Origin of the sequence: Stenotrophomonas sp. GD03930 (assembly GCF_029839665.1) — a bacterium.
GTDB classification, from domain to species: Bacteria; Pseudomonadota; Gammaproteobacteria; order Xanthomonadales; family Xanthomonadaceae; genus Stenotrophomonas; species Stenotrophomonas forensis.
Genome location: NZ_JAOCAV010000001.1, coordinates 446,276 through 468,212 on the forward strand (window position 1 = coordinate 446,276; position 21,937 = coordinate 468,212).

At 67.6% G+C, this 21,937-nt stretch carries 21 protein-coding genes; 12 read left to right on the top strand and 9 right to left on the bottom strand.

From position 1 onward, the window contains the following. The first annotated feature begins 201 nt into the window (after positions 1 to 201). From mqo to N5C18_RS02155, 11 genes are all read left to right on the top strand, one after another. Positions 202 to 1,902, top strand: a complete 1,701-nt coding sequence (mqo, locus tag N5C18_RS02105) for a malate dehydrogenase (quinone) (RefSeq protein ID WP_279943711.1) — start codon at positions 202 to 204, stop codon at positions 1,900 to 1,902. A 264-nt stretch (positions 1,903 to 2,166) separates the two neighbouring features. Continuing rightward, entirely contained in the window at positions 2,167 to 4,359 is a 2,193-nt protein-coding gene (locus N5C18_RS02110; protein ID WP_279943712.1) for a TonB-dependent siderophore receptor, read from the top strand. A 223-nt stretch (positions 4,360 to 4,582) separates the two neighbouring features. Then, positions 4,583 to 6,226 (top strand): malonate decarboxylase subunit alpha, encoded by a 1,644-nt coding sequence (gene mdcA / locus N5C18_RS02115; protein ID WP_279943713.1) that lies wholly within the window; start codon positions 4,583 to 4,585, stop codon positions 6,224 to 6,226. Positions 6,227 to 6,236: 10 nt separating this feature from the next. Next, positions 6,237 to 6,557: a malonate decarboxylase acyl carrier protein gene (gene mdcC, locus N5C18_RS02120; RefSeq protein WP_279943714.1), complete on the top strand. Its 321-nt coding sequence runs from the start codon at positions 6,237 to 6,239 to the stop codon at positions 6,555 to 6,557. Next, complete coding sequence (locus tag N5C18_RS02125; protein WP_279943715.1) at positions 6,554 to 7,462, top strand: biotin-independent malonate decarboxylase subunit beta; 909 nt, start codon at positions 6,554 to 6,556, stop codon at positions 7,460 to 7,462. The genes mdcC and N5C18_RS02125 overlap by 4 nt, the downstream gene beginning before the upstream one ends. A gap of 2 nt (positions 7,463 to 7,464) precedes the next feature. Then, positions 7,465 to 8,169, top strand: coding sequence for a biotin-independent malonate decarboxylase subunit gamma (gene mdcE / locus N5C18_RS02130; protein WP_204303681.1), 705 nt, complete (start codon positions 7,465 to 7,467; stop codon positions 8,167 to 8,169). Continuing rightward, a complete protein-coding gene (mdcG, locus tag N5C18_RS02135) occupies positions 8,162 to 8,803 on the top strand; it encodes a malonate decarboxylase holo-[acyl-carrier-protein] synthase (protein ID WP_279943716.1) in 642 nt (213 codons plus the stop codon). Before mdcE ends, mdcG begins: the two co-directional genes overlap by 8 nt. After that, a complete protein-coding gene (gene mdcB / locus N5C18_RS02140) occupies positions 8,800 to 9,657 on the top strand; it encodes a triphosphoribosyl-dephospho-CoA synthase MdcB (protein ID WP_164241658.1) in 858 nt (285 codons plus the stop codon). The genes mdcG and mdcB overlap by 4 nt, the downstream gene beginning before the upstream one ends. Continuing rightward, positions 9,654 to 10,574: a malonate decarboxylase subunit epsilon gene (gene mdcH / locus N5C18_RS02145; RefSeq protein WP_164241657.1), complete on the top strand. Its 921-nt coding sequence runs from the start codon at positions 9,654 to 9,656 to the stop codon at positions 10,572 to 10,574. The genes mdcB and mdcH overlap by 4 nt, the downstream gene beginning before the upstream one ends. A gap of 104 nt (positions 10,575 to 10,678) precedes the next feature. Beyond that, on the top strand, positions 10,679 to 12,046 hold the full coding sequence (locus N5C18_RS02150) for an SLC13 family permease (RefSeq protein ID WP_279943717.1): 1,368 nt from the start codon (positions 10,679 to 10,681) through the stop codon (positions 12,044 to 12,046). 105 nt (positions 12,047 to 12,151) lie between these two features. Beyond that, complete coding sequence (locus N5C18_RS02155; protein ID WP_279943718.1) at positions 12,152 to 12,871, top strand: GntR family transcriptional regulator; 720 nt, start codon at positions 12,152 to 12,154, stop codon at positions 12,869 to 12,871. Between the two features lie 81 nt (positions 12,872 to 12,952). Here N5C18_RS02155 and N5C18_RS02160 read toward each other — a convergent pair whose 3' ends face one another. Then, the gene (locus tag N5C18_RS02160; RefSeq protein ID WP_279943719.1) at positions 12,953 to 13,285 is read right to left on the bottom strand and encodes a hypothetical protein; all 333 of its coding nucleotides are present in this window, start codon (positions 13,283 to 13,285) and stop codon (positions 12,953 to 12,955) included. 151 nt (positions 13,286 to 13,436) lie between these two features. Here N5C18_RS02160 and N5C18_RS02165 point away from each other — a divergent pair, with 151 nt between their 5' ends. Beyond that, complete coding sequence (locus tag N5C18_RS02165) at positions 13,437 to 14,384, top strand: nucleoside hydrolase (protein ID WP_279943720.1); 948 nt, start codon at positions 13,437 to 13,439, stop codon at positions 14,382 to 14,384. 4 nt (positions 14,385 to 14,388) lie between these two features. Here the strand turns inward: N5C18_RS02165 and N5C18_RS02170 are convergent, their stop codons facing one another. From N5C18_RS02170 to N5C18_RS02205, 8 genes are all read right to left on the bottom strand, one after another. Then, entirely contained in the window at positions 14,389 to 15,648 is a 1,260-nt protein-coding gene (locus N5C18_RS02170; RefSeq protein WP_279943722.1) for an MFS transporter, read from the bottom strand. A gap of 78 nt (positions 15,649 to 15,726) precedes the next feature. Continuing rightward, on the bottom strand, positions 15,727 to 16,740 hold the full coding sequence (locus N5C18_RS02175) for a hypothetical protein (protein ID WP_279943723.1): 1,014 nt from the start codon (positions 16,738 to 16,740) through the stop codon (positions 15,727 to 15,729). 97 nt (positions 16,741 to 16,837) lie between these two features. Further along, positions 16,838 to 17,248, bottom strand: a complete 411-nt coding sequence (locus N5C18_RS02180) for a hypothetical protein (RefSeq protein ID WP_279943724.1) — start codon at positions 17,246 to 17,248, stop codon at positions 16,838 to 16,840. A gap of 29 nt (positions 17,249 to 17,277) precedes the next feature. After that, entirely contained in the window at positions 17,278 to 18,414 is a 1,137-nt protein-coding gene (locus N5C18_RS02185) for a metallophosphoesterase (RefSeq protein ID WP_279943726.1), read from the bottom strand. Positions 18,415 to 18,475: 61 nt separating this feature from the next. Further along, the gene (locus tag N5C18_RS02190) at positions 18,476 to 20,014 is read right to left on the bottom strand and encodes a TerC family protein (protein WP_279943727.1); all 1,539 of its coding nucleotides are present in this window, start codon (positions 20,012 to 20,014) and stop codon (positions 18,476 to 18,478) included. A gap of 43 nt (positions 20,015 to 20,057) precedes the next feature. Further along, positions 20,058 to 20,282, bottom strand: coding sequence for a helix-turn-helix transcriptional regulator (locus N5C18_RS02195; protein ID WP_005408494.1), 225 nt, complete (start codon positions 20,280 to 20,282; stop codon positions 20,058 to 20,060). Positions 20,283 to 20,295: 13 nt separating this feature from the next. Beyond that, positions 20,296 to 20,763 (bottom strand): DUF2975 domain-containing protein, encoded by a 468-nt coding sequence (locus N5C18_RS02200; protein WP_164241592.1) that lies wholly within the window; start codon positions 20,761 to 20,763, stop codon positions 20,296 to 20,298. 250 nt (positions 20,764 to 21,013) lie between these two features. After that, positions 21,014 to 21,937, bottom strand: coding sequence for an alpha/beta hydrolase (locus N5C18_RS02205; RefSeq protein WP_279935053.1), 924 nt, complete (start codon positions 21,935 to 21,937; stop codon positions 21,014 to 21,016).

Below are 21,937 nucleotides of genomic sequence, written 5' to 3' on the forward strand. Positions count from 1 at the left end.
CACTCCATGACCAGTAGTCGTTGCGAATCAGCCGGCAATCGTACCGCAGCGCGCACGCCAACAGGATGATGCATTGCACAAAAACCGGACCGGTTCCGGTTAGAATCGTCTCCAGGATGCCGCAAAGCGTTGTTTCTTCACGCCCTTTCCCTGCCCCATGCGCATCCTGAACTCCTCCCCTCCGCCAACGATCCCGCCCCCATGAAGAAATTTGGCAAGGCCCTGCTCGCCCTGCTCGCGCTGCTGTTGCTGGCCGCCGCGCTGTTCCTGTACTGGCCGCTGACCCAGCGTTCGGTGCCCGCCGCCAGCAACGACAAGCCCGTCGACGTTGTGCTGGTCGGCGCCGGCATCATGAGCATCACCCTGGCCACCTACCTGCAGGAACTGCAGCCGGACTGGAACATCCAGGTCTACGAACGCCTCGACGGCGTTGCCGGTGAAAGCTCCGATGGCTGGAACAACGCCGGTACCGGCCATTCGGCCTTCGCCGAGCTGAACTACACCCCGGAACTGCCCGATGGCAGCATCGAGACCAAGCGTGCGGTCGGCATCGCCGAATCGTTCGAGGTCTCGCGCCAGTTCTGGTCGCACCAGGTGAAGGAAGGCCGGCTGAGCCAGCCCAGCGACTTCATCAACCCGACCCCGCACATGAGCTTCGTCTGGGGCGATGACAACATCGCCTACCTGCACAAGCGCCAGCAGGCCCTGGTGAAGAACCCGCTGTTCTACGGCATGCAGTATTCCGAAGATCCCAGGCAGATCCAGCAGTGGGCACCGCTGCTGATGGAAGGCCGTGACCCGAAGCAGAAGGTGGCTGCGACCTGGATGCCGCTCGGCACCGACGTCAACTTCGGCGTGATCACGCGCCAGCTGACCACCGGCCTGCAGCGCAGCCCGAACTTCAGCCTGCACCTGAACCACGAAGTGAGCGCGCTGCGGCAGAACGCCGACAAGAGCTGGAACGTGACGGTGAAGGACCTCAAGGCCGGCACCGAGACCACCACCCACGCCCGCTTCGTGTTCATCGGTGCCGGTGGCGCCGCGCTGAAGCTGCTGCAGATGTCGGGCATCCCGGAATCGAAGGACTACGCCGGCTTCCCGGTCGGTGGCCAGTTCCTCGCCTTCCAGGGCCAGGACGTGACCTCGCGCCATGGCGTGAAGGCCTACGGCATGGCCGAAACCGGTTCGCCGCCGATGTCGGTGCCGCACCTGGATGCGCGCAAGCTGGACGGCAAGCCGGTGGTGCTGTTCGGGCCATTCGCGCTGTACAGCACCAAGTTCCTCAAGCACGGCTCGTGGTGGGACCTGTACTCCTCGGTCACCCATAACAACGTCGGCCCGATGCTGGAAGTGGGCAAGGACAACCTGGACCTGGTGCAGTACCTGATGGGCCAGGCGCGGTTGAACGATGCCGACCGCCAGGCCGAGCTGGTCAAGTACTTCCCCAACGCCAAGCCGGGCGACTGGAAGCTGGTCACCGCCGGCCAGCGCGTGCAGATCATCAAGCGCGACCCGCTGAAGGGCCCGGTGCTGCAGTTCGGTACCGAGATCGTGACCGACAAGGACCACACCCTCGCCGCCCTGCTCGGTGCCTCGCCGGGTGCCTCGACCTCGCCGCCGATCATGCTGGACCTGATGGCCAAGGCCTTCCCGCAGCAGATGAAGGCCGGTTGGGAAGCGCGCCTGCGCGAGATCGTGCCGTCGTACGGTCGCAAGCTCAACGACAGCGCCGCGCTGACCAACGAGATCCGCACGCTGACCAGCCAGGCCCTGCACCTGCCGTACCTGGAGGTGCCGGTGGATGCCAATGCCGCAGCGCCTGCACCGGCAGCAGTTCCGGCCCCGGTTACCGCCCCGGCCAAGGAAAAGCGCAACGCCAACGAGGAACTGCAGGCGCTGTAAGCCCACAGCATCCCCTGCAGTACACGGACGGACGGCCACCTTCGGGTGGCCGTTCGCGTTTGCGCGGAGGGGACCTGCCCGCTGCCACGCGCCCGAATGGCCCTGCGCATCGATGAGAATTGTAATGTTGTTAAGAATTATTTACATTTGCGCACTGCGCAGTGACCGCGCCTCTCCCAGATGGACCTGACGTGCCTGAAGCCGCCGCCCCGGGTACTGGACGACTGTTGCCGCCCTTCCCCGCCTCCACGCTTCGAGCCCACCATGTCCCCGAACCCGCATGACCGCCTGCCCCGCCGCGCGCTGCTGCCCGCTGCCCTGCTTTCGTCGCTGGCCCTGCTGTCCGCACCCAGCGCATTCGCGGCCGCCGATGGCGCTGCCGACGCCAAGACCCTGGACCGGGTCAGCGTCCGCGCCGAACAGTCCGCACCTCCGTCCAGCTCCACCCGCCTGCCGATCACCCTGCAGGAAACCCCGCAGTCGGCCACCGCGATCAGCCTGCAGCGCCTGCAGGACGAATCGCTGTTCAGCATCAACGACGTGATGCGTACCGTGCCCGGCGTCAGCGTGTCCTTCTATGACACCCAGCGTCCGCTGTACTACGCGCGCGGCTTCGCCATCACCGATTTCCAGGTCGACGGCATTCCCACCTACAGCGGTTCCACCAACCAGGAATACGACACCGCCTTCTACGACCGCATCGAAGTGATCCGCGGCGCCAACGGCCTGCTCAGCGGCGCGGGCGTGCCGTCGGCCACGGTCAACCTGCTGCGCAAGCGTCCGGGCAAGGAGTTCGACGCTTCGTTCTCGGTCAGTGCCGGCAGCTGGGACTACCGCCGCATGCAGGCCGACGTGACCGCGCCGCTCACCGACGATGGCCGCTTCCGCAGCCGGGTGGTGGCCGCCTACACCGATCGAGGGCTGTACTACGACCGCTACGACGAGACCAAGATGGCCGCCATGGCGGTACTGGAAGGCGATGTCACCGACAGCACCACCCTCACCCTCGGTTACCAGAGCCAGGACAACAACCCCACCGGCTCGACCTGGGGCACCGTCGCGTTCTTCGACAACCAGGGCAACTTCGCCCATCTCGCGCGTTCGACCAACCTGTCGCCGAAGTGGAGCTACTGGAAGCGCGAGAGCAATACCGCCTTTGCCAATCTGGAACAGCGCTTCGGCGAGGACTGGCTGCTGAAGATCAACACCGCCTACACCCGTGGCAACGTGCAGAACGTGCGCCTGTACGGCACCGGCTACCCGGACCCGAACTCCGGCGCGGGCATCTACCTGCGCGCTGCCGCTGGCGATTCCAAGGATACGCGCCGCAACGTCGACGCTTACCTGACCGGCACCTTCCCGTTGTTCGGCCGCGACCATGACCTGACCGTGGGGGCGCAGTGGTCGGACCTGGAAGGCACCACCAATACCGTGGCGCTCAACTTCCCGGGCGACTGGGCGACCTGCGGGCGTGAGCGCTGCTACTACATCCCCAACGTGTTCAACTGGAACGGCGACATTTCGGAAGTGACCTACAGCCGCACCGGCGCGCGCCGCGTGGCCAAGACCACGCAGAGTGGCGTCTACCTGGCCACCCGACTGCGCCTGGCCGATCCGCTGTCGCTGATTGCCGGTGCACGCCTGAGCCGCTGGCAGACCCTCAGCCGCTCGTACAACGCGGCCGGGGCCTATACCGGCACCAGCGGCGCCTACAAGGTGAGCGATGAGGTCACCCCGTACGTGGGACTGGTCTACGAAATCACCCCGAACGTCTCGGCATATGCCAGCTACACCGAGATCTTCAACCCGCAGAACTACAAGGACCGCAACGAGAACCTGCTGGCGCCGGTGCAGGGCTCGAACCTGGAAGCGGGCATCAAGACGCAGTGGTTCGATGGCCGCCTGACCGCCAATGCCGCGGTGTTCGAGGCCAAGCAGGACAACTACGCGGTGCGTGACATGAGCGTGCCGGAAGGCACGCTGAGTGATGGCAGCTCGGCCTACATCGGCATCAACGGCACCAAGGCGCGCGGCTGGGAGATGGACGTCAACGGCGAAATCCTGCCGGGCTGGACGGTCAACGCCGGCTACACCCACGTCAAGGTGACCCGGGCCGCCACCGACCTGCTGTACGCCAACCCGCCGGAGAACCTGCTGCAGCTCAACACCCAGGTGCAGCTGCGTGGCGCACTGGAGCGGCTGAGCATCGGCGGCGGCCTGCAGTGGCAGAGCCGGGTGCAGGGCTACAACATCGCCTACCCGCTGGGGGGCACGGTGACGGTGAACCAGCCGGCGTACTCGCTGGTGCAGTTCAATGCCAACTACCGCGTCAGCGACTCCTGGACCGCGACGTTGAGCGTGCGCAACGCGCTGGACAAGACCTACTGGGCCAACCTGGACTACAACAACTTCGGCGAGCCGCGCTTCGTGGCGGCCAGCCTGCGCTGGAAGTTCTGAGCGACCGGAAACGGTAGTGCCGGCCGCTGGCCGGCTCCAAGCGATGCATCGATGACGCGGAACCGGCCAGCGGCCGGCACTACCCCCGATCGATGCGGGTCATCTTCCATTTCAACCTGAATGGGCCCGCCCGCGCGCGGGCCCTTCTTTTTGCTGCACTGCGGGTTGCACGCCGCTCCATAATTATGTCGTAATTATCTCAACGCCAATCGGAAGCCGGTCGATGAACCCGAGCTGGGATACGTTGCAACGCAGCCGCCGGGCACGCCTGGAGCGCGCTTCGCGCTGGGCCCGCGGCCATGAGGTCGCGGCCGCCGATATCGGCGAACTGCTGCACGCGCTGCTGGAGCCGGGTGACAAGGTCTGCCTGGAGGGCAACAACCAGAAGCAGGCCGACTTCCTCGCCCAGGCACTTGCCGGCCTCGACCCGGCGCGGATCCACGACCTGCACATGGTGCAGTCGGTGCTGTCACTGCCTTCGCACCTGGATGTTTTCGAACGCGGCATCGCCTCCAGGCTGGACTTCTCCTTCTCCGGCCCGCAGTCGGTGCGGCTGGCCAACCTGGTGGCCGAGGGACGCATCCAGATCGGCGCCATCCACACCTACCTGGAACTGTTCGGCCGCTACTTCATCGACCTGACCCCGCGCGTGGCGCTGGTCGCAGCACAGGCCGCAGATCGGCACGGCAACCTGTACACCGGGCCGAATACCGAAGACACCCCGGTGATCGTCGAGGCCACGGCGTTTGGTGGTGGCATCGTGATCGCGCAGGTCAACGAAATCGTCGACACCCTCCCCCGCGTCGACATCCCTGCTGACTGGGTCAACTTCGTGGTGCAGGCGCCGCGCCCGAATCACATCGAACCGCTGTTCACCCGCGACCCGGCACAGATTTCCGAGATCCAGGTGCTGATGGCGATGATGGCGATCAAGGGCATCTACGCCGAGTACGGCGTCAACCGCCTCAATCATGGCATCGGCTTCGACACGGCCGCCATCGAGCTGCTGCTGCCGACCTATGCCGAATCGCTCGGGTTGAAGGGAAAGATCTGCCAGCACTGGGCCCTCAATCCGCACCCGGCGTTGATTCCGGCGATCGAATCGGGCTTCGTAAAATCGGTGCATTCATTCGGCTCCGAACTGGGCATGGAGAAGTACATCGCCGCACGAAGCGATGTGTTCTTCACCGGCGCCGATGGCTCCATGCGCTCCAACCGCGCGTTCTCGCAGACCGCCGGCCTGTATGCCTGCGACATGTTCATCGGCTCGACCCTGCAGATCGACCTGCAGGGCAACAGCTCCACGGCCACGCGCGACCGCATCGCCGGCTTCGGCGGCGCACCGAACATGGGCTCGGATGCGCGTGGCCGCCGCCACGCCAGCGACGCCTGGATCAAGGCTGGCCAGCAGGCCGCCCGTCCCGGCGAAATGCCACGCGGGCGCAAGCTGGTGGTGCAGATGGTGGAAACCTTCCGCGAACACATGGCACCGGCCTTCGTCGATCGCCTTGATGCCTGGGAACTGGCCGAGCGCGCCGGCATGCCGCTGCCGCCGGTGATGATCTACGGCGACGATGTCAGCCATGTGCTGACCGAGGAAGGCATCGCCAACCTGCTGCTGTGCCGCACGCCGGAAGAACGCGAACAGGCGATCCGCGGCGTGTCCGGCTATACGGCGGTCGGCCTGGGCCGCGATCGCGCGATGGTCGAGAACCTGCGCGACCGTGGTGTCATCCGCCGCCCGGAAGACCTGGGCATCTCCGTGCGTGATGCCAGCCGCGATCTGCTGGCGGCACGCTCGGTGAAGGATCTGGTGCGCTGGTCCGGCGGTCTGTACGACCCGCCCAAGCGCTTCCGCAACTGGTAAGGGGCTGAGCATGGAAACCCTCGACTATCGATTCGAAGGACGCACCCCGGTGCAGTTCCCGCGCGCTGCGGTGCTGGTGGGCGTGCTCGCCTCGGGCAACCTGGAAATCCTGCTGGAGCCGGCAGCCCTGGAGGGCGCGATGACGGTCCGCATCGTCACCGCCGCGCAGGGCTTCGGCCGCGTATGGGAGGCGGTGATCGGCGATTTCGCGCAGCGCCATCCGCTGCGCGATGTGCGCATCTCGATCAACGATGCCGGCGCCACCCCGGCGGTGGTCAGCCTGCGCCTGGACCAGGCGGTGGAAACCCTGCTGGCCGGAGGTACGCCATGAGCCACGTCCAGCGCCACAGCTACTACGAAGCCGATGCGCGCGAACGCATTGCCGGGCTGGTCGACACCGGATCGTTCCGCGAGTTCCTGGGCCCTGCGCGACGGATGATGAGCCCGCACCTGGCGCAACTCGACCAGCCAGCCGCATTCGACGATGGCATCGTCGTCGGCGAAGCCACGCTTCGCGGCAAGCGCGTGCTGCTGGCCGCGCAGCAGGGTGAATTCATGGGCGGCGGTGTGGGCGAAGTGCACGGCGCCAAGCTGACCGGCCTGCTGCGCCGCGCAGCGGCGACCCGCCCCGATGGGGTGTTGCTGCTGCTTGATACCGGCGGCGTACGCCTGCACGAAGCCAATGCCGGCCTGATTGCCATTTCCGAGATCATGCGCGCCACCCTGGATGCACGCGCTGCGGGCGTCCCGGTGGTCGCGCTGATCGGTAGTGGCAACGGCGCGTTCGGTGGCATGGGCATCGTTGCCCGCTGCTGCAGCACGGTGATCATGTCCGAGGAGGGCCGGCTGTCGCTGTCCGGGCCGGAGGTGATCGAAACCGTTCGCGGCGTGGAAGAGTTCGATTCCCGCGACCGCGCGCTGGTCTGGCGGGTGACTGGCGGCAAGCACCGCTACCTGATCGACCAGGCCCAGGTGCTGGTGCCCGATGCCATCGGGGCGTTCGCGCAGGCGGCATTCGATGCGCTGCTGGCGGACACCGCCAGCACCGATGCCGATGCCGCACTGAATGCCCTGCAGGCACGTCATGCCGCATTGAAAGCACGCGTGCAGGCCTGGGGCGGATGCCGCGATGGTCTTGAGATCTGGTCGCTGCTGGGCATCACCGAACCCGAACGGCTGCCGCTGCTGGACACCGACGACTTCCTCGCCGTCACCGCTGATCGGAGCCTGCCATGAGCCTGCCCCTGCGCGCGCTGCTTGATGCGCTGTTTCCGCGTGGCCACGCCGTTGCCGTGGAGGACTCGGTGCTGACCGGAACCGCCAGCACCGACGACGGCGAGGTGACCGTGATCGGCACCGCCGACAAGCTCGAAGTGGGCGTGGACCACGCACTGGCACTGGCCGAAACCGTGCTGGCCAGCACCGCCGCGCATCCCCATCGACCGATCGTGATGCTGGTCGACACCGCCGGCCAGCGCCTGGCACGCCGCGACGAACTGCTCGGCATCAACGGCTGTTTCGCGCACCTGGCGCAGACGCTGGATCTGGCCCGCCGCCGTGGCGCCCGCCTGGTCACCCTGGTCTACGGTGAATCGGTGAGCGGTGGGTTCCTGTCCTTCGGCCTGATGGCCGACCACATCCATGCCCTGCCCGATGCGCAGGTGCGGGTGATGGACCTGCGCGCGATGGCGCGGGTGACCAAGCAGCCGCTGGAGAAGCTGCAGGCGCTGAGCCAGACCTCGCCGGTGTTCGCACCGGGCGTGGAGAACTACGTGGCGATGGGCGCGGTGGATTCGATCTGGAGCGGCGACCTGGCCGCACACCTGCTGCAGGCGCTGCGTACGCCCACCGATGGCGACCGCCGCGCCGTGCGGGGTGCCGAACGTGGCGGACGTCGCCTGGCCGCAGCGGTGGCCACTGCGGTGAGCCAGGGCGATGCCTGAGCGCTTGCCCCGGCATACGCTGGTCTGGCTGTCGGCACACGCGGCCTGGCAGGCGGACATCGCCGCGCATGAAGCGCGCTTGGCCAACTGGTTCGCGCAGGGCCTGCCGGCCATCGTCGCCCGGCGTGCCGCCGACGATGCCGATCCCCGGCTGCGCCTGGGCGTACCGCTGCCGCCGGCCGAGGGCAAACTGCGCCTGGCCCTGCGCGTGCCGGTGCGCGATGTGCTGCGCACGGCACCGCCACCATCACTTCATACGGTGCTGGAAGGCAACGTTGCGCAGGACTGGCAACGCCCCCTGCAGGCACTGCACGGCATCGCTGCGGCGCATGTATTCGGTGCCTTCGCGTGGCAGCACCTGACCGGCCTGCACTATGTGCACGCGCGCTCGGACATCGATCTGCTGTGGCGGATCGACACCAGCGCGCAGGCCGATGCCCTGGTTGCACGGCTGCTGGCCTGGGAAACCGAACACGGCCGCCGGGTCGATGGCGAACTGTGCCTGGCCGGCGATGCCGCCGTGAACTGGCGGGAGTACGCGGGACGCAGCCGCGAAGTGCTGGTCAAGCGCCACGACGGCGCCGCCCTGGAACTGCGCGAGTCCGTGTTCGCCCCCGCCGGGGTGACCGCATGAGCGCCGTCGCGCAGCCGACTGTCCGGCCGGCAGCTGCCGCGGACAGCGCGCGCCTGGGGCGTCTGGCCGTCGCCAGCCTGCACGCGGAACTGGCGCTGGCGCCCAAGCCCGGGCTGGTCACTCCATTCGACACCGGCAGCCATCACGACATGCACGCCGGCACATTCCTGCGCAGCCTGTTCGCGCTGCGCCACTATTTCGCTGCCGTGGCCCACCTCGGTGCAGCCGGGGCGGACTTCGATGCCCTGCGCCGGTGCGGCATCGCCGCCGAAGCGGCGATGCTGCGCGCGACCACCGGCATCAATACCCATCGTGGCGCGATCTTCAGCCTCGGCCTGCTGGTCGCAGCCGCCGCTGCCTGCCGCTCCCGCCTGGGCCATGCCACCAGCGGTGAGCGGGTCTGCCTGGAGGTACGTCGCTGGGCGGGGGACTTCGCACATGCCCCGCTGGATGCAGGCAGCCCAGGCCAACGTGCGCGCGCCCGGCACAACGTGCCCGGTGTGCGCGAACACGCCGCTGCAGGTTATCCGCTGCTGCGCGAGGTGGCATTGCCCATCCTGCGTCATGCGCTGGCCAATGGCCTGTCACGCGAGGCCGCGATGTGCCACACGCTGATGCAGCTGGTCGCACACACCGAAGACCTCAACCTGCTGCATCGCGGAGGCGCTGAAGGCCTGCGCTGGGCACGGCAGCAGGCCCACCGTTTCCTGGCCGACGGCGGGGCCTTCGCGCACGATTGGCGGCCGCGCCTGCAACAGATCGCCGATGCCTTCGTCGTGCGTCGCTTGAGCCCCGGCGGCAGCGCCGACCTGCTCGCCTGCAGCGTGTTCCTGTTGCAGCAGGAGGGCTCATGAGCCTGGCCCTGCTCTGTCCCGGACAAGGCGCACAGCATCCGGCGATGTTCGATCGCGTGCGCGGCCTGGCCGCCGCACAACCACTGCTCGATGCCACCGGTGAACTGCTGGGCCGCGATGTGTTCGCCGCTGCGGCGGCCGACGACCGTTTCGACAATGTGCAGGCGCAGCCGCTGCTGTGCGCAGCCAGCCTGACGCACTGGCAGGGCCTGCGCGAGGTGTTGCCGACGCCGACGGTGATCGCGGGCTACAGCATCGGCGAGCTCGCCGCGCACGCCATCGCCGGCAGCTTCGACACCACCACCTGCCTGGCACTGTCTGCGCAGCGCGCGCGCCTGATGGACGCCGCCAGCCCCCGCGATGCCGGGCTGCAGGCAGTGCTGGGGCTGGACCGCGATGCCACGCAGCGGTTGTGCGACACGCATGGCGCCTTCATCGCCATCGCCAATGGCCATGACCACTTCATCGTGGGCGGTGCACAGCCGTCGCTGCACGCGTTGGCGGCAGACGCGCAGGCCTGCGGCGCGGAAATCCGTCCATTGCCGGTCCATGTGCCCGCACACACGCCGCTGTTGGCCGGTGCGGAAGCACCGTTTGCCGCAGCGCTGCGGGCCGCGCCGGTGCATGCGCCGCGGCTGCCCCTGCTGGCCGGCGTCGATGCCCGCCCGGTGCGTGATGGCGCCGCCGTGGTGCACACGCTGTCGGCGCAGCTGGCACGGACCATCGAGTGGGCGCAGGTGATGCGCCAGGCCTTCGAGCGCGGCGCACGGGTGTTCCTGCAGCTGGGCCCGGGCAGCGCGCTGGCGCGCATGGTCGCGCCGTCCTATCCGTGCTGCGAAGTGCGCGCGGTGGAAGAGTTCCAGAGCCTTGAGGGTGCCGCGGCGTGGGTCCGCAGTGCGCTGGAGCGGCTGCAGTAACGGGTTCGAGCAGTACGTATCACGCAACACGCCATACGTCGCCTTACCCCGGGATGGCGGGTCTCCATCCGCGCTGTACGTGAGTCACGTGTCTGGGAGGGCGCATGAGTCCACAAATCGCAACGATCATCGGCCTGGTGATCATGTTCATCGTCGCCACGGCAATGCCGATCAACATGGGCGCCGTCGCTTTCGCGCTGGCTTTCATCATCGGCGGGCTATGGGTCGACATGGGAGGCAAGGAGGTCCTGGCCGGCTTTCCAGGCGATCTGTTCCTGACCCTGGTCGGCATCACCTATCTGTTCGCCATCGCGCAGAAGAACGGCACCATCGACCTACTGGTGCACTGGGCAGTGAAAGCGGTGCGCGGCCATATCGTGGCCATTCCGTGGGTGATGTTCGTGATCACCGCGGTGCTCACCGCGTTCGGTGCGCTGGGCCCGGCCGCGGTCGCCATCATCGGCCCGGTCGCCCTGCGCTTTGCCAAGCAGTACAACATCAATCCGCTGATGATGGGCCTGCTGGTCATTCATGGTGCGCAGGCGGGCGGCTTCTCGCCGATCAGCGTGTACGGCAGCATCACGAATGGCGTGGTGCAGAAGGCCGGGCTGGAAGTAACCGAGATGGCGGTGTTCCTGACCAGCCTGGGCTTCAACCTGATGATGGCGACGATCTGCTTCTTCGCCTTCGGTGGCATCGCCCTGCTGCGTCGCGGCTCGATCACCGCAGCGGGAACGATCGGCAATGCCGAGCTGGCGATGGCCGGCGGCCCGCAGGCATCGTCACGCCAGTTTGCGATCGAAGGCCATGGCGCACTGGTCGCGGCCGGCGGTGGCACCCTGTCCAATGATCCGGCGGCACTGGATGCGGTGAACCTGACCCGCGAGCGGCTGTTCACCCTGATCGGCCTGCTGGGCCTGGGCGTGGCCGCGCTGATCTACAACCTCAACGTCGGCCTGGTCTCGATCACCGTGGCGGTGGCGTTGGCGCTGCTGTCGCCGCAGGGCCAGAAAGGGGCGGTCGATGGCATCAGCTGGTCCACCGTGCTGCTGATCTGCGGCGTGGTGACCTACATCGGCGTACTGGAACATGCCGGTGCGGTGGACTTCATCGGCAATGGTGTATCCGATATCGGCATCCCGCTGCTCGGTGCACTGCTGGTCTGCTACGTCGGTGGCATCGTCTCCGCATTCGCCTCGTCGGCCGCCGTGCTGGGCGCCACCATCCCGCTGGCGGTGCCGTTCCTGATGCAGGGCCACCTCAGCGCGGCCGGCGTGATCTGTGCGCTGGCGGTGTCATCCACCATCGTCGATGTCAGCCCGTTCTCGACCAATGGCGCACTGGTGGTGGCGTCGGCCGCCAAGGAAGAACGCGAGACCCTGTTCCGCCGCTTCCTGGTCTACAGCGGCCTGGTGGTGGCATTGGGGCCGCTGCTGGCCTGGCTGGTATTCGTGGTGCCGGGCTGGATGTAACCACTCAACGGTAGTGCCGGCCGCTGGCCGGCAATCCCATGAAGCCATCCCGCAATCATGGGTTGCCGGCCAGCGGCCGGCACTACCTGGCGGTACACTTCCACCATGGCCATTGCCCCTGCTCCACGGTCCCCGAAGAAGCGCGCCCCTCTGTATGAAGAGGTGGCCGAGCATGTGCGCGAGCGAATCTACGATTACCGGCTGCCGCCGGGTGAGTGGATCGACGAGCCCGCGCTGTGCGAGGAACTGGGCATCAGCCGCACCCCGCTGCGCGAAGCGCTGAAGCTGCTGGCCGCCGAGGGCCTGGTGCAGATCGATGCCGGGCGTGGCGCGCGGGTCACCCGGCTCACGCTGGAAGACCTCAACCAGCTGTTCCCGGTGATGGCGATGCTGGAAGGTCGCTGCGCGCATGAAGCTGTCAGGCATATCGACGATGCCGGCGTGCAGCAGCTGGAAGCGTTGCACGCGGCGATGGAAGCGGCGGCGGCCGAGGGCAACATCGCCGAGTACTACCGCAACAACTACCTGATCCACGAAACCGTGCAGCACTACGCCGGCAACCCGTGGCTGATCCGCATCACCCATGACCTGCACCGCATCCTGAAGATGCATCGCGGCCGCCAGCTGCTGACCCCGGGCCGTATCGCGCAGTCGCTGGCCGAACACCGCGAACTGATGGAGTGCTTCCGCCGCCGCGACGCGCAGGCCGCTGAACGCACCATGGAGCGCCATCTGCTGAGCCAGGGCCAGGCATTGGCTGCCTATGTGGCAGCGGGCGGGCTGCTGAACGTGCCGGCGCCGTTGCCGACCGCAGGCGGCGGCTGAGCTGCTGAGGTTGCCGGCCAGCGGCCGGCACTACCACGGCTGGGTAGTGCCGGCCGCTGGCCGGCACCCCGGGACGTCTCATCAATCACCGCCACCGCAGCTGCCGCCGTCACTGCCACCACCATCACTGCTGCAGTCGGAGCTGCTGTGGCCGTGATGGCTGTGGTTGTCACTGGAAGAGCCGCCCGAGTAGCCGTAGGCGCCGCCGAGGCCGTTATCGCCCCGGCTGCCCGAGCCATCGGCGGTGGCCACCGCCATGCACAGGATCGCGCCGACCAGCGGCAGCAGCCAGACCAGCAGCAGCTGCACCGTGCGGCCGCCTGCCGACAGGCCGTCGCGCCGGACGATGAGCACCGTGGCGACCAGATTCAGGCCCAGCACCAGCAGGACCAGCAGAAGGGCGAGGATCAGCATGCGGCGGTTCCGTGCCTGGACTGGCCGCATTATGCCGCCCCGCCCCGGCATTGGCCCTGCCTGTCATGAAGATGGGACAATGTAGGGCGCGCCGGCCTGCCCCGTGGCCGCCGGCGCCCCTCGCACCACACGGAAGAAGAAGAACAACAACATGCTGAAAGTCATTTTCGATACCGACCCGGGCGTCGACGACGCCCTGGCCCTGCTGTACCTGCACAAGCACCCGCAGATCGACCTGATCGGCGTCACCACCACCTTCGGCAACGCCTCGGTCGAATCGACCACGCACAATGCGCTGTACCTGAAGCAGACCTGGGGCTTTGCCGCCCCGGTCGCGCGCGGCGCGGCAGGCCCGCTGCAGCCGGAAGCCACTCCGGAAGCGTGGCCGGTGCACATCCACGGCCACAACGGCCTGGGCAACCACCCGGTGCCGGCGCAACTGGACGTAGCCGCCCACGCGCGCCCGGCCGCGCAGCTGATCATCGACCTGGTCCGCGCCCACCCGGGCGAAGTGACCCTGGTTGCCGTGGGCCGCATGACCAACCTGGCGCTGGCCCTGCAGCAGGCCCCGGACATCGCCGGCCTGGTGCGCGGCGTGGTGATCATGGGCGGCGCCTTCCACGTCAACGGCAACATCACCCCGGCCGCCGAGGCCAACATCTGGGGCGATGCCGAAGCGGCCGACGTGGTGTTCACCACCGATTGGCCGGTCACCGCGATCGGCCTGGACGTGACCACCCGCGTGGAAATGGACCGTGACGGCCTGGACACGCTGGCCGGGATCGGCGGTGCCGACGCCGAGCTGGTGCGTGCGCTGTCGCAGGACTACGTGGACTTCTACCTGCAGGCCGGCCACAAGGGCATGGTCGTGCACGACTGCTGCGCCTGCATCGCGCTGACCCGCCCGGAACTGTTCCAGTTCGAGCGCGCCAGCGTGCGCGTGGCCACCGACGGCGTCGCCCGCGGCATGACCATTCCCAAGCCGGAAGGCATGGGCTTCGGCCCCAGCGTGTGGGATGGGCACGTGCTGCAGTCTGTCGCCATCGGCGTGGATGCAGCCGCCGTACTGGCCGACATCGAGCAGACCCTGAAGGTCTGATCGGCTAGCGCCTGGTCCTGCCCGGGACCGTCTCGGGCAGGGTCCACAGCACCGGCAGCACCAGCACCGCCACCAGCGCGATCATCGCGCCCGGCGCCGCCGCCCAGCCGCTGCGTTCCACCCACCATTGCGCCAGCCACGGTGTCGCACCGCCGAACACGGCCGTAGCCATGGTCACCCCCAGCGCCAGCCCGCTGACCCGGCCTTCGCCGGGGAACTGCTCGGCCGTGGCCGGTGCCGCCACCGCACTGACGCCACCGGCCACGCAGGCCAGCAGGACCGCCGCCAGCGCGATGCCCCATGCCGTTGCCTGCGCCATCCACGCGAACAGCGACAGCGGCAGCAGCGCCGCCAGCACGGTCAGGCCCAGCAGCATCGGCCGTCGCCCGATACGGTCGGACAGTGCGCCGCACAGCGGCGTGATCGCGATCACCGCCACCGCCGCGATCGTCGACAGCCACAGCGCGTCACCTTCGTCGTGTCCCTGTGCATGCAGGAATGCCGGCACATAGGTGATGCCCACGTAGTAGGTGATCGAGCCCAGTGCGGAGATCGCGAAGGTACGCGCCACCGCCCGCGGATGATGGCGCAGCACGTGGCGAAGCGGCGTGGCCGGAATACTGCCCTCGCGGCGCTGGCGCTCGAACTCGGGCGACTCGTGCATGCCCGAGCGCGCGACGAGGATCACCAGCGCCAGCGCCGCGCCGACGAAGAACGGAATGCGCCAACCCCAGCTGTCCAGCTGCGCAGGTGCCAGCAGCGCCACCGTCGCTGCCGAGATCGCCACCGCCAGCAGCGCACCCACTTCACTGGCGGCAGAGGCCAGCGAGGTCACCAGGCCGCGTCGCCGTTCCGGCGCGCTTTCCAGCAGATACGCGACCACACCGGTGTATTCACCGCCCACCGAGAACGCCATCACGCAGCGCAGCACCAGCAGCAGCACGCCGGCGGTGGTGCCCGCTGTTGCGGCAGTCGGCAGCAGTGCGGTGGCCAGCATCGCCGCCGCCATCAGCGCCATCGAGGCCAGCAGCATCCAGCGCCGGCCCAGCCGGTCACCCAGGTGGCCAAAGCACAGGGCGCCGAGCGGACGCATCAGGTAGGACACCGCGAAGCCGGCCAGGGTGACCAGCATCGCCTGCTCGCCGCCGCCGAAGAACACCCGCGACAGCACCGTGGCGAAGTACAGGTACAGGGTGAAGTCGTACCACTCCACCACCGTGGACAGGCCGGCCACCCACATCGAGCGCTGTCGCGCCACGGTCATTGCGTATTCGCCTTCAACAGCCTCGATCCCGGTTGCACAGGTTCGAAGCAGGATGTCATGCCCAGGGTGAAATACCGGTCATCGGCTGTCCGTCGCCTGCATGTACTGGGTTTCATGGCCGGTGAAACGCTCGCCGTCAAAGCCGAAACAGAAGCGCCCCTCCTCGAACACGCGGTAGACCAGCAACGCACCATCGAGGCAGAACTGCTGCTGGTCCACGCTCGTCTCCAGTGTGCCGTAGCTGGCAGCGTCTCCGCCCTTCCCCGCTGCTCCCGTGAAGGCATCGATCGGCAGCGGTGTCGCCTCGCCGGTGCGGGTATCGACCAGCACCACCGTGCGCTGGAAGTACTCAGGGCGATCATCGGTCTGCACCAGCAGATAGTGCTGGTTGAAATTGGGCTTCTGGTTCTGCAGCGCATCCTCGATGCGCGCGCGATGCCGCGCATCGCAGAAGTCGACCGGGCTGTAGCGGTAGCTGCAACCGTCGTGGTCGTAGGGCAGGTTCATGCCGGCATAGCGGACGCTTCCCTCACTGTCCACGTCGTGCCCCAGTTCCGGGGTGCTGCACAGCAGCCACGAACGCTGCGCATCCTCGGGGTCGGCCATCAGTTTCGGCTCGCGGCCCTCCTCGTAGGCGGCACCACCTGGAAAATCCTGCCCGAAGCGCTGGCGGATGATCGGGCGCGCCTTCTCCAGCGGCAGGCCGATCTTCGCCCCACGGAACGAAACGAACGTCATCGTCGGCAGGATCACTTCGTCCACCGGAAGCCCCTTCCACTGGCCCTGTACGCAGAACGTGGCGATCTCGTTCTCCGCGTCCTTCCGGCAGGGCGTTGGTGCATTCGCGGCCAACCAGGGGTGGGCCGGGCGATCGGTTTGCTGATCGATGTACCAGCCCTCCAGCGCACACGTCGGCAGGGCATCGAGCAGCGGGGAGAGGTCGGTGCTGGCCACTGGTGCGGCAACCGGCGTGTCTGCCGCGGGTGCTTCGCCGGGCAGCTCCGGCGTGCGCTGGCAACCGGCCAGCGCCAGTGCCACGGTCAGCAATGCGACGTAGCGCGGACGCCCGCGTGAGTGATGTGCTTCCTGCATGGTGTCTTTCCCTGTTTGAGAACCCCGTGCAGATGATCTCTGATCCGGGGCCCGTTTGAATGCTGGATGCAGGGCGATCTTGCTGGATGGCCTGGAGCTAACGGGAGTGCAGGCGTGCCACCCGGTAAGCGCCGTAGGCATCGAGGATTCTCTGCATCCGCGCCTGCTGCTTCACGCCCATCGGCACCCGCTGCACGCGCTTCAACAATGTCTTCCACATGTAGCCGGACCGGAAGAAGTAGGGCCGCACTTCGAGGAAGGTAAGCGCTGCATCCAGCGTGTCCGGGTCATGTTCGGCCAGCAGTTTCAACGCCTGGCCATAGCCGCCCGGAAAGGCCAGCTGCTCATAGCGCAGCCCGTACTCGGCGCAGGCCGCGGCATGGCGCGCCCGCTGCTCCGGCCCACGCCAACGCGTACCTGCGGTATCGCGGATCACCTGGCGAAGCCGGTTGATCTCATCGGCATTGGCGCGGATCAGGCGTTCCATCGGGGCGCGGGAATGCGCCATCGCCTCTTCCTCCATGAAGGCGCGCAGCATCACGGCGCGCGGCGCAAGGTCAGCAGGGTGATCTCGGACGGAACACCGATGCGCGCAGGGAACCCGGCCCACAGGCCTGCACCGTTGCTCACGTACAGGGTCATGCCATCCACCTCGTAGCGGCCGGAGACATAGCCGCCGTTGGCGCGTTTCACCAGCTGGTCCATACCGATGATCTGGCCGCCGTGCGTATGCCCTGACAGCTGCAGCGTGACGCCGCGCGCGGCGGCCTCGCGCGCGTTGCGCGGACGATGATCGAGCAGGATCACCGGCGCCGACGGATCGGCCCCGGCCAGCGCAGCGTCCAGATCCGGCAACGGCAGTCCATAGCGTGCCGCCACCGGGTCGGTGACACCGGCGATGGTCAACGCCGCCTCACCACGACGCACCTGCAGGTGGCTGTTCTCCAGCACCTGCATGTGCAGCGCGCGGAACGCCTGCATCCAGTCCTGGTACTGCGCGTAGTACTCGTGGTTGCCGGTGATCGCGATGACCCCGTCCGGCGCATGCAGGTCGGCCAGCGGGCGCGCGTCGTCGCGACGGGCCTCGACGCTGCCATCGATCAGGTCGCCGGTGATCACGATCAGGTCCGGCTTCAGCGCATTGCTCTGCTCCACCACCCTGCGCACCCAGTCACCGGTCAGCAGGCGGCTGGCATGGATGTCGGTCAGCTGCAGCACGCGGTAGCCGTCGAAGGCGGCCGGCAGATCCTTGATCGCCACGTCGATCTGCCGGGGCTTGGGCACCACCATGCCCTGGCTGACACCATAGCCACTGACCAGCAGCGCCAGCACAGCGGCCACGGGACGCAGCCTGGGGGCGCGCAATGCCGATACCGCGCGCGGCAGGCGGAGCAGGCGCGACAGCAGCAGTCCTGCGTCCAGCACCAGCATCACCAGCGCCAGCAGCAGCACCGCCGTCGAGCCGGTGGCCAGCGTGGCGATCGCCAGCTTCGGTATCTCCGGCGAGGCCATCGTGCCCCAGAAGGTGGCGACGATGCGCAGCTGCACGGCCACAGCCACCAGCAGCAGCGACAGCACGACCTTCAATGCGATGGGCAGGCGCAGCGGCCAGAACAGGCGCCAGGCCACGTACAGGCCCATCAACAAACCGATCGTACTCAGCACTGCAACCATCCAGGAAGAAAAGCGGGCCCGCCATGGTGACGGGCCCGCGTGTCATTGGGTAGAGGCAGCATCACGCCCCGGGCAGGCGCTCCACCCGCAGGCGGGCGATGCGGCGCTTCTCCATCGCCAGCACGGTGATGCGCACGTCGGCGATCTCCACCACGTCGCCGATGTCCGGCAGGCGGCCCAACCGCTCCAGCACCAGCCCGGAGATGGTCATGTAGTCGGCGCTGCGCGGCAGCGAGACACCGGCCAGGCGCTGCAGGTCATCCAGGGTCAGCGCACCGTCGGCCTCCCACTGGCCTTCGCCCTGCGCGACCACGCCATAGCGTTCGTCCTGGGTATCCACCAGGTCACCGGCAATCGCGGCCAGCAGGTCGTTGGCCGTCACCAGGCCTTCCACGCTGCCGTACTCGTCCACTGCCACCGCCAGTGGCACCGGGTGCTGACGGATCAGCTCCAGCGCCTGTAGTGCACTGGCACTGGACAGCACGTACTGCGGCTCGCGCAGGTTGCCTTCCAGCTGCAGCGGCCTGCCCTGCAGCAGGTCGGCCAGCAGGTCGCGGCTCTGCACCACGCCACGCAGGCTGTCCAGATCGCCGTCGCCGACCAGCAGGCGGGTATGCGGCGAGGCCACCAGGCGCGCCACCACATCGTCCTGCCCGCGTGCCAGGTCGATCCACTGCACGTCGGCACGCACAGTCATCACGCTCGACACCGGTCGATCGGCCAGCCCCAGCACGCTGCGGATCATCTCGTGCTCGGCCGGCTGCAGCCGCTCTTCGGCATCGGCGTGTGCGTCCTCGCTTTCGTCGTCGTGTCCGTTGGCCGGACGCGCCCCCAGCATCCGCAGCACGGCGTCGGCGGTGCGCTGGCGGAACGGCTGGCGCCGCTCGTTGCGCTCGCGGTTGAAACGCACCCACTGGTTGAACGCTTCGACCAGGATCGAGAAGGCAATGGCCGCGTACAGGTAGCCCTTCGGGATCTTGTAGCCCAGGCCCTCGGCCACCAGGCTGAAGCCGATCATCAGCAGGAAGCCCAGGCACAGCACCACCACCGTGGGATGCTTGTTGACGAAACGGGTCAGCGGCTTGCTGGCCACCAGCATCAGCGCCATCGCGATGGTCACCGCGGCATACATCACGCCGAGGTTGTCGACCATGCCGACCGCGGTGATCACCGAGTCCAGCGAGAACACTGCGTCGAGCACCACGATCTGCGCCACCACCATCGCGAAGCTGGCATAGACCTTCTTTCCATCCTCGTGGTGCTCGCGGCCTTCCAGCCGTTCGTGCAGTTCCATCGTGCCCTTGAACAGCAGGAACAGGCCACCGCCCAGCAGGATCAGGTCACGCCCGGAGAAGCTGTGATCGAACAGCGTAAGCAGCGGCTCGGTCAGCTTCATGATCCAGGCCAGCGCCGCCAGCAGCACCAGCCGCATCAACAGGGCCAGGGTGAGGCCGATCACCCGTGCGCGGTCGCGCTGGTGCGGCGGCAGCTTGTCAGCCAGGATCGCGATGAACACCAGGTTGTCGATGCCGAGAACGATCTCCAGCACGACCAGGGTTGCAAGGCCCATCCATATCGAGGGGTCAGCCAACCATTCCATTTCAGGTCCGTTTCGTCAGTAGGTAAGGGAGAAAAGCAGCCATTCAATCGGCATCCTGCGCCTGCGCCGGGTCATGACCGAGCAGGTCGCCGGGCGTGCACTGCAGCTCGCGGCAGATCGCATCGAGGGTGGAAAAGCGGATGGCGCGTGCCTTGCCGGTCTTCAGGATCGACAGGTTCGCCAGGGTGATGTCGATGCGCCCGGCCAGCTCGGACAGGGTCATGCCCCGTTCCTGCAGCATGCGGTCGAGGGTGATGACGATCGCCATCAGCGCGTGCCCATCAGACCAGACCGTCCAGGTCATCGCGCATCGCCGCGCCTACGGCAAACACGCGCGCCAGCACGAACAGCATCAGCACCGCGACCAGGCCGGTGATCGACATGCCACCGCCGACCTCCATCCAGGTGAAGTCCGGGCCCATCCAGGCCGCGTAGGCGCCGATCAGGATCGACAGCAGCTCCATCGCCAGCATCAGCCACGCCATGCGCTGCAGGCGCTCTGCATTGGCGTGGGTGAACGGCCGCTCGCGCGCTGCCGATTGCAGCAGCCGCAGCAGATGGCGCAGGAACACCAGGCACAGCACCAGCAGCACGACGATGGCGCCCAGCCCCAGGCAGAAATGCAGGAACAGATCGTTGCCATGCGCGGCCGCAGCAGCAGCATCGTGGACGCTGTCCAACAGCCAGCGGCGGTCGTGGGCAACCAGGGGAATGGCCAGCAGTGCGGCCAGGATGCCCAGCCAGCACATCGCCCGCACGGCCTGCACGGCCGCCTGGGCCAGGGTGAACAAGCCTCGCGCGGGTCTGGCGCGGGCGGGTCGAGCGGTCAAGCGGCCTCCGGCATTGGGGTGGCATGCCGCCCCAGGATGGATTTATCGATAAACGATATATCACAACCCGCGTGAAAGGCTGAATCGCGCGCGTAACGCGAACCGCCGCTTGGGCGCATACGGCGTGCAGGCGCCGGCCCGCCGCCGGCACCGCCCAGGTGACGTCAGCTCACAGGTGCTGACCGAAGAACGGAATCACCGCCGCCAGTGCCTGCCGTACCGGCTCCGGCTGGTCATACAGGTCGTAGTGCGACCCACCCTCCACCACTTTCAGCTGCTTGTGCTTCGAAGCTGCACGACCATGGATCTCCAGGCCATCGCGGTAGGCACCAAACGCCCCCGGCTTGTCACCGATCACCACCAGCAGCGGCTGGGTCAGCAGCACTTCGGCCAGATGGAAGGCATCCCAGCCCACCGCCGCACCACGATGCGAGAACAGCGCGCTGACCACGCCGTTGGGCTGCGGCCCGCGCGTGCGGTAGTAGTCCGTGGCCTCCAGCACGTCGATATCGGTGATGCCGGCAGCGCGCCCCTGCTCCACCGACGGTGGCAGGAACAGGTCCACGCGTGCCTCGCCGCCACGCATCTCGGCGGTGCGCTGTGCGGCGATGGCCTCCAGCGAACCAATCGGATCGAAGCCGCCAAAGCCCTCGCGGCTGAGCCGGCCGAAGTTGACGCCGGTGATGCTGGTGACCGCCTTGATGCGGCGCTCGGTCATGGTGGCGTTGATCGCATAGCCACCACCACCACAGATGCCGAGCACGCCGATGCGTGCGGCGTCCACGTACGGCAGGGTGACCAGATAGTCGACCACGCGGCGTACATCCTCCACGCGCTGGGTCGGGTCTTCGATCCGTCGCGGTTCACCCCCGCTGGCGCCCTGGAAGCTGGCGTCGTAGGCGATCACCACGTAACCCTCGCGGGCCAGCGCCTCACCGTAGACGTTGCCGGACGTCTGCTCCTTGCAGCTGCCGATCGGGTGCATGCTGATGATCGTGGGGTAGGCCCGGTTGCGGTCGAAGTCCGGCGGAACGTGCAGGTCGGCAGCGATATGCCAGGCCATGTCCGGGTTCTGGATCTTGACGGTTTCCAT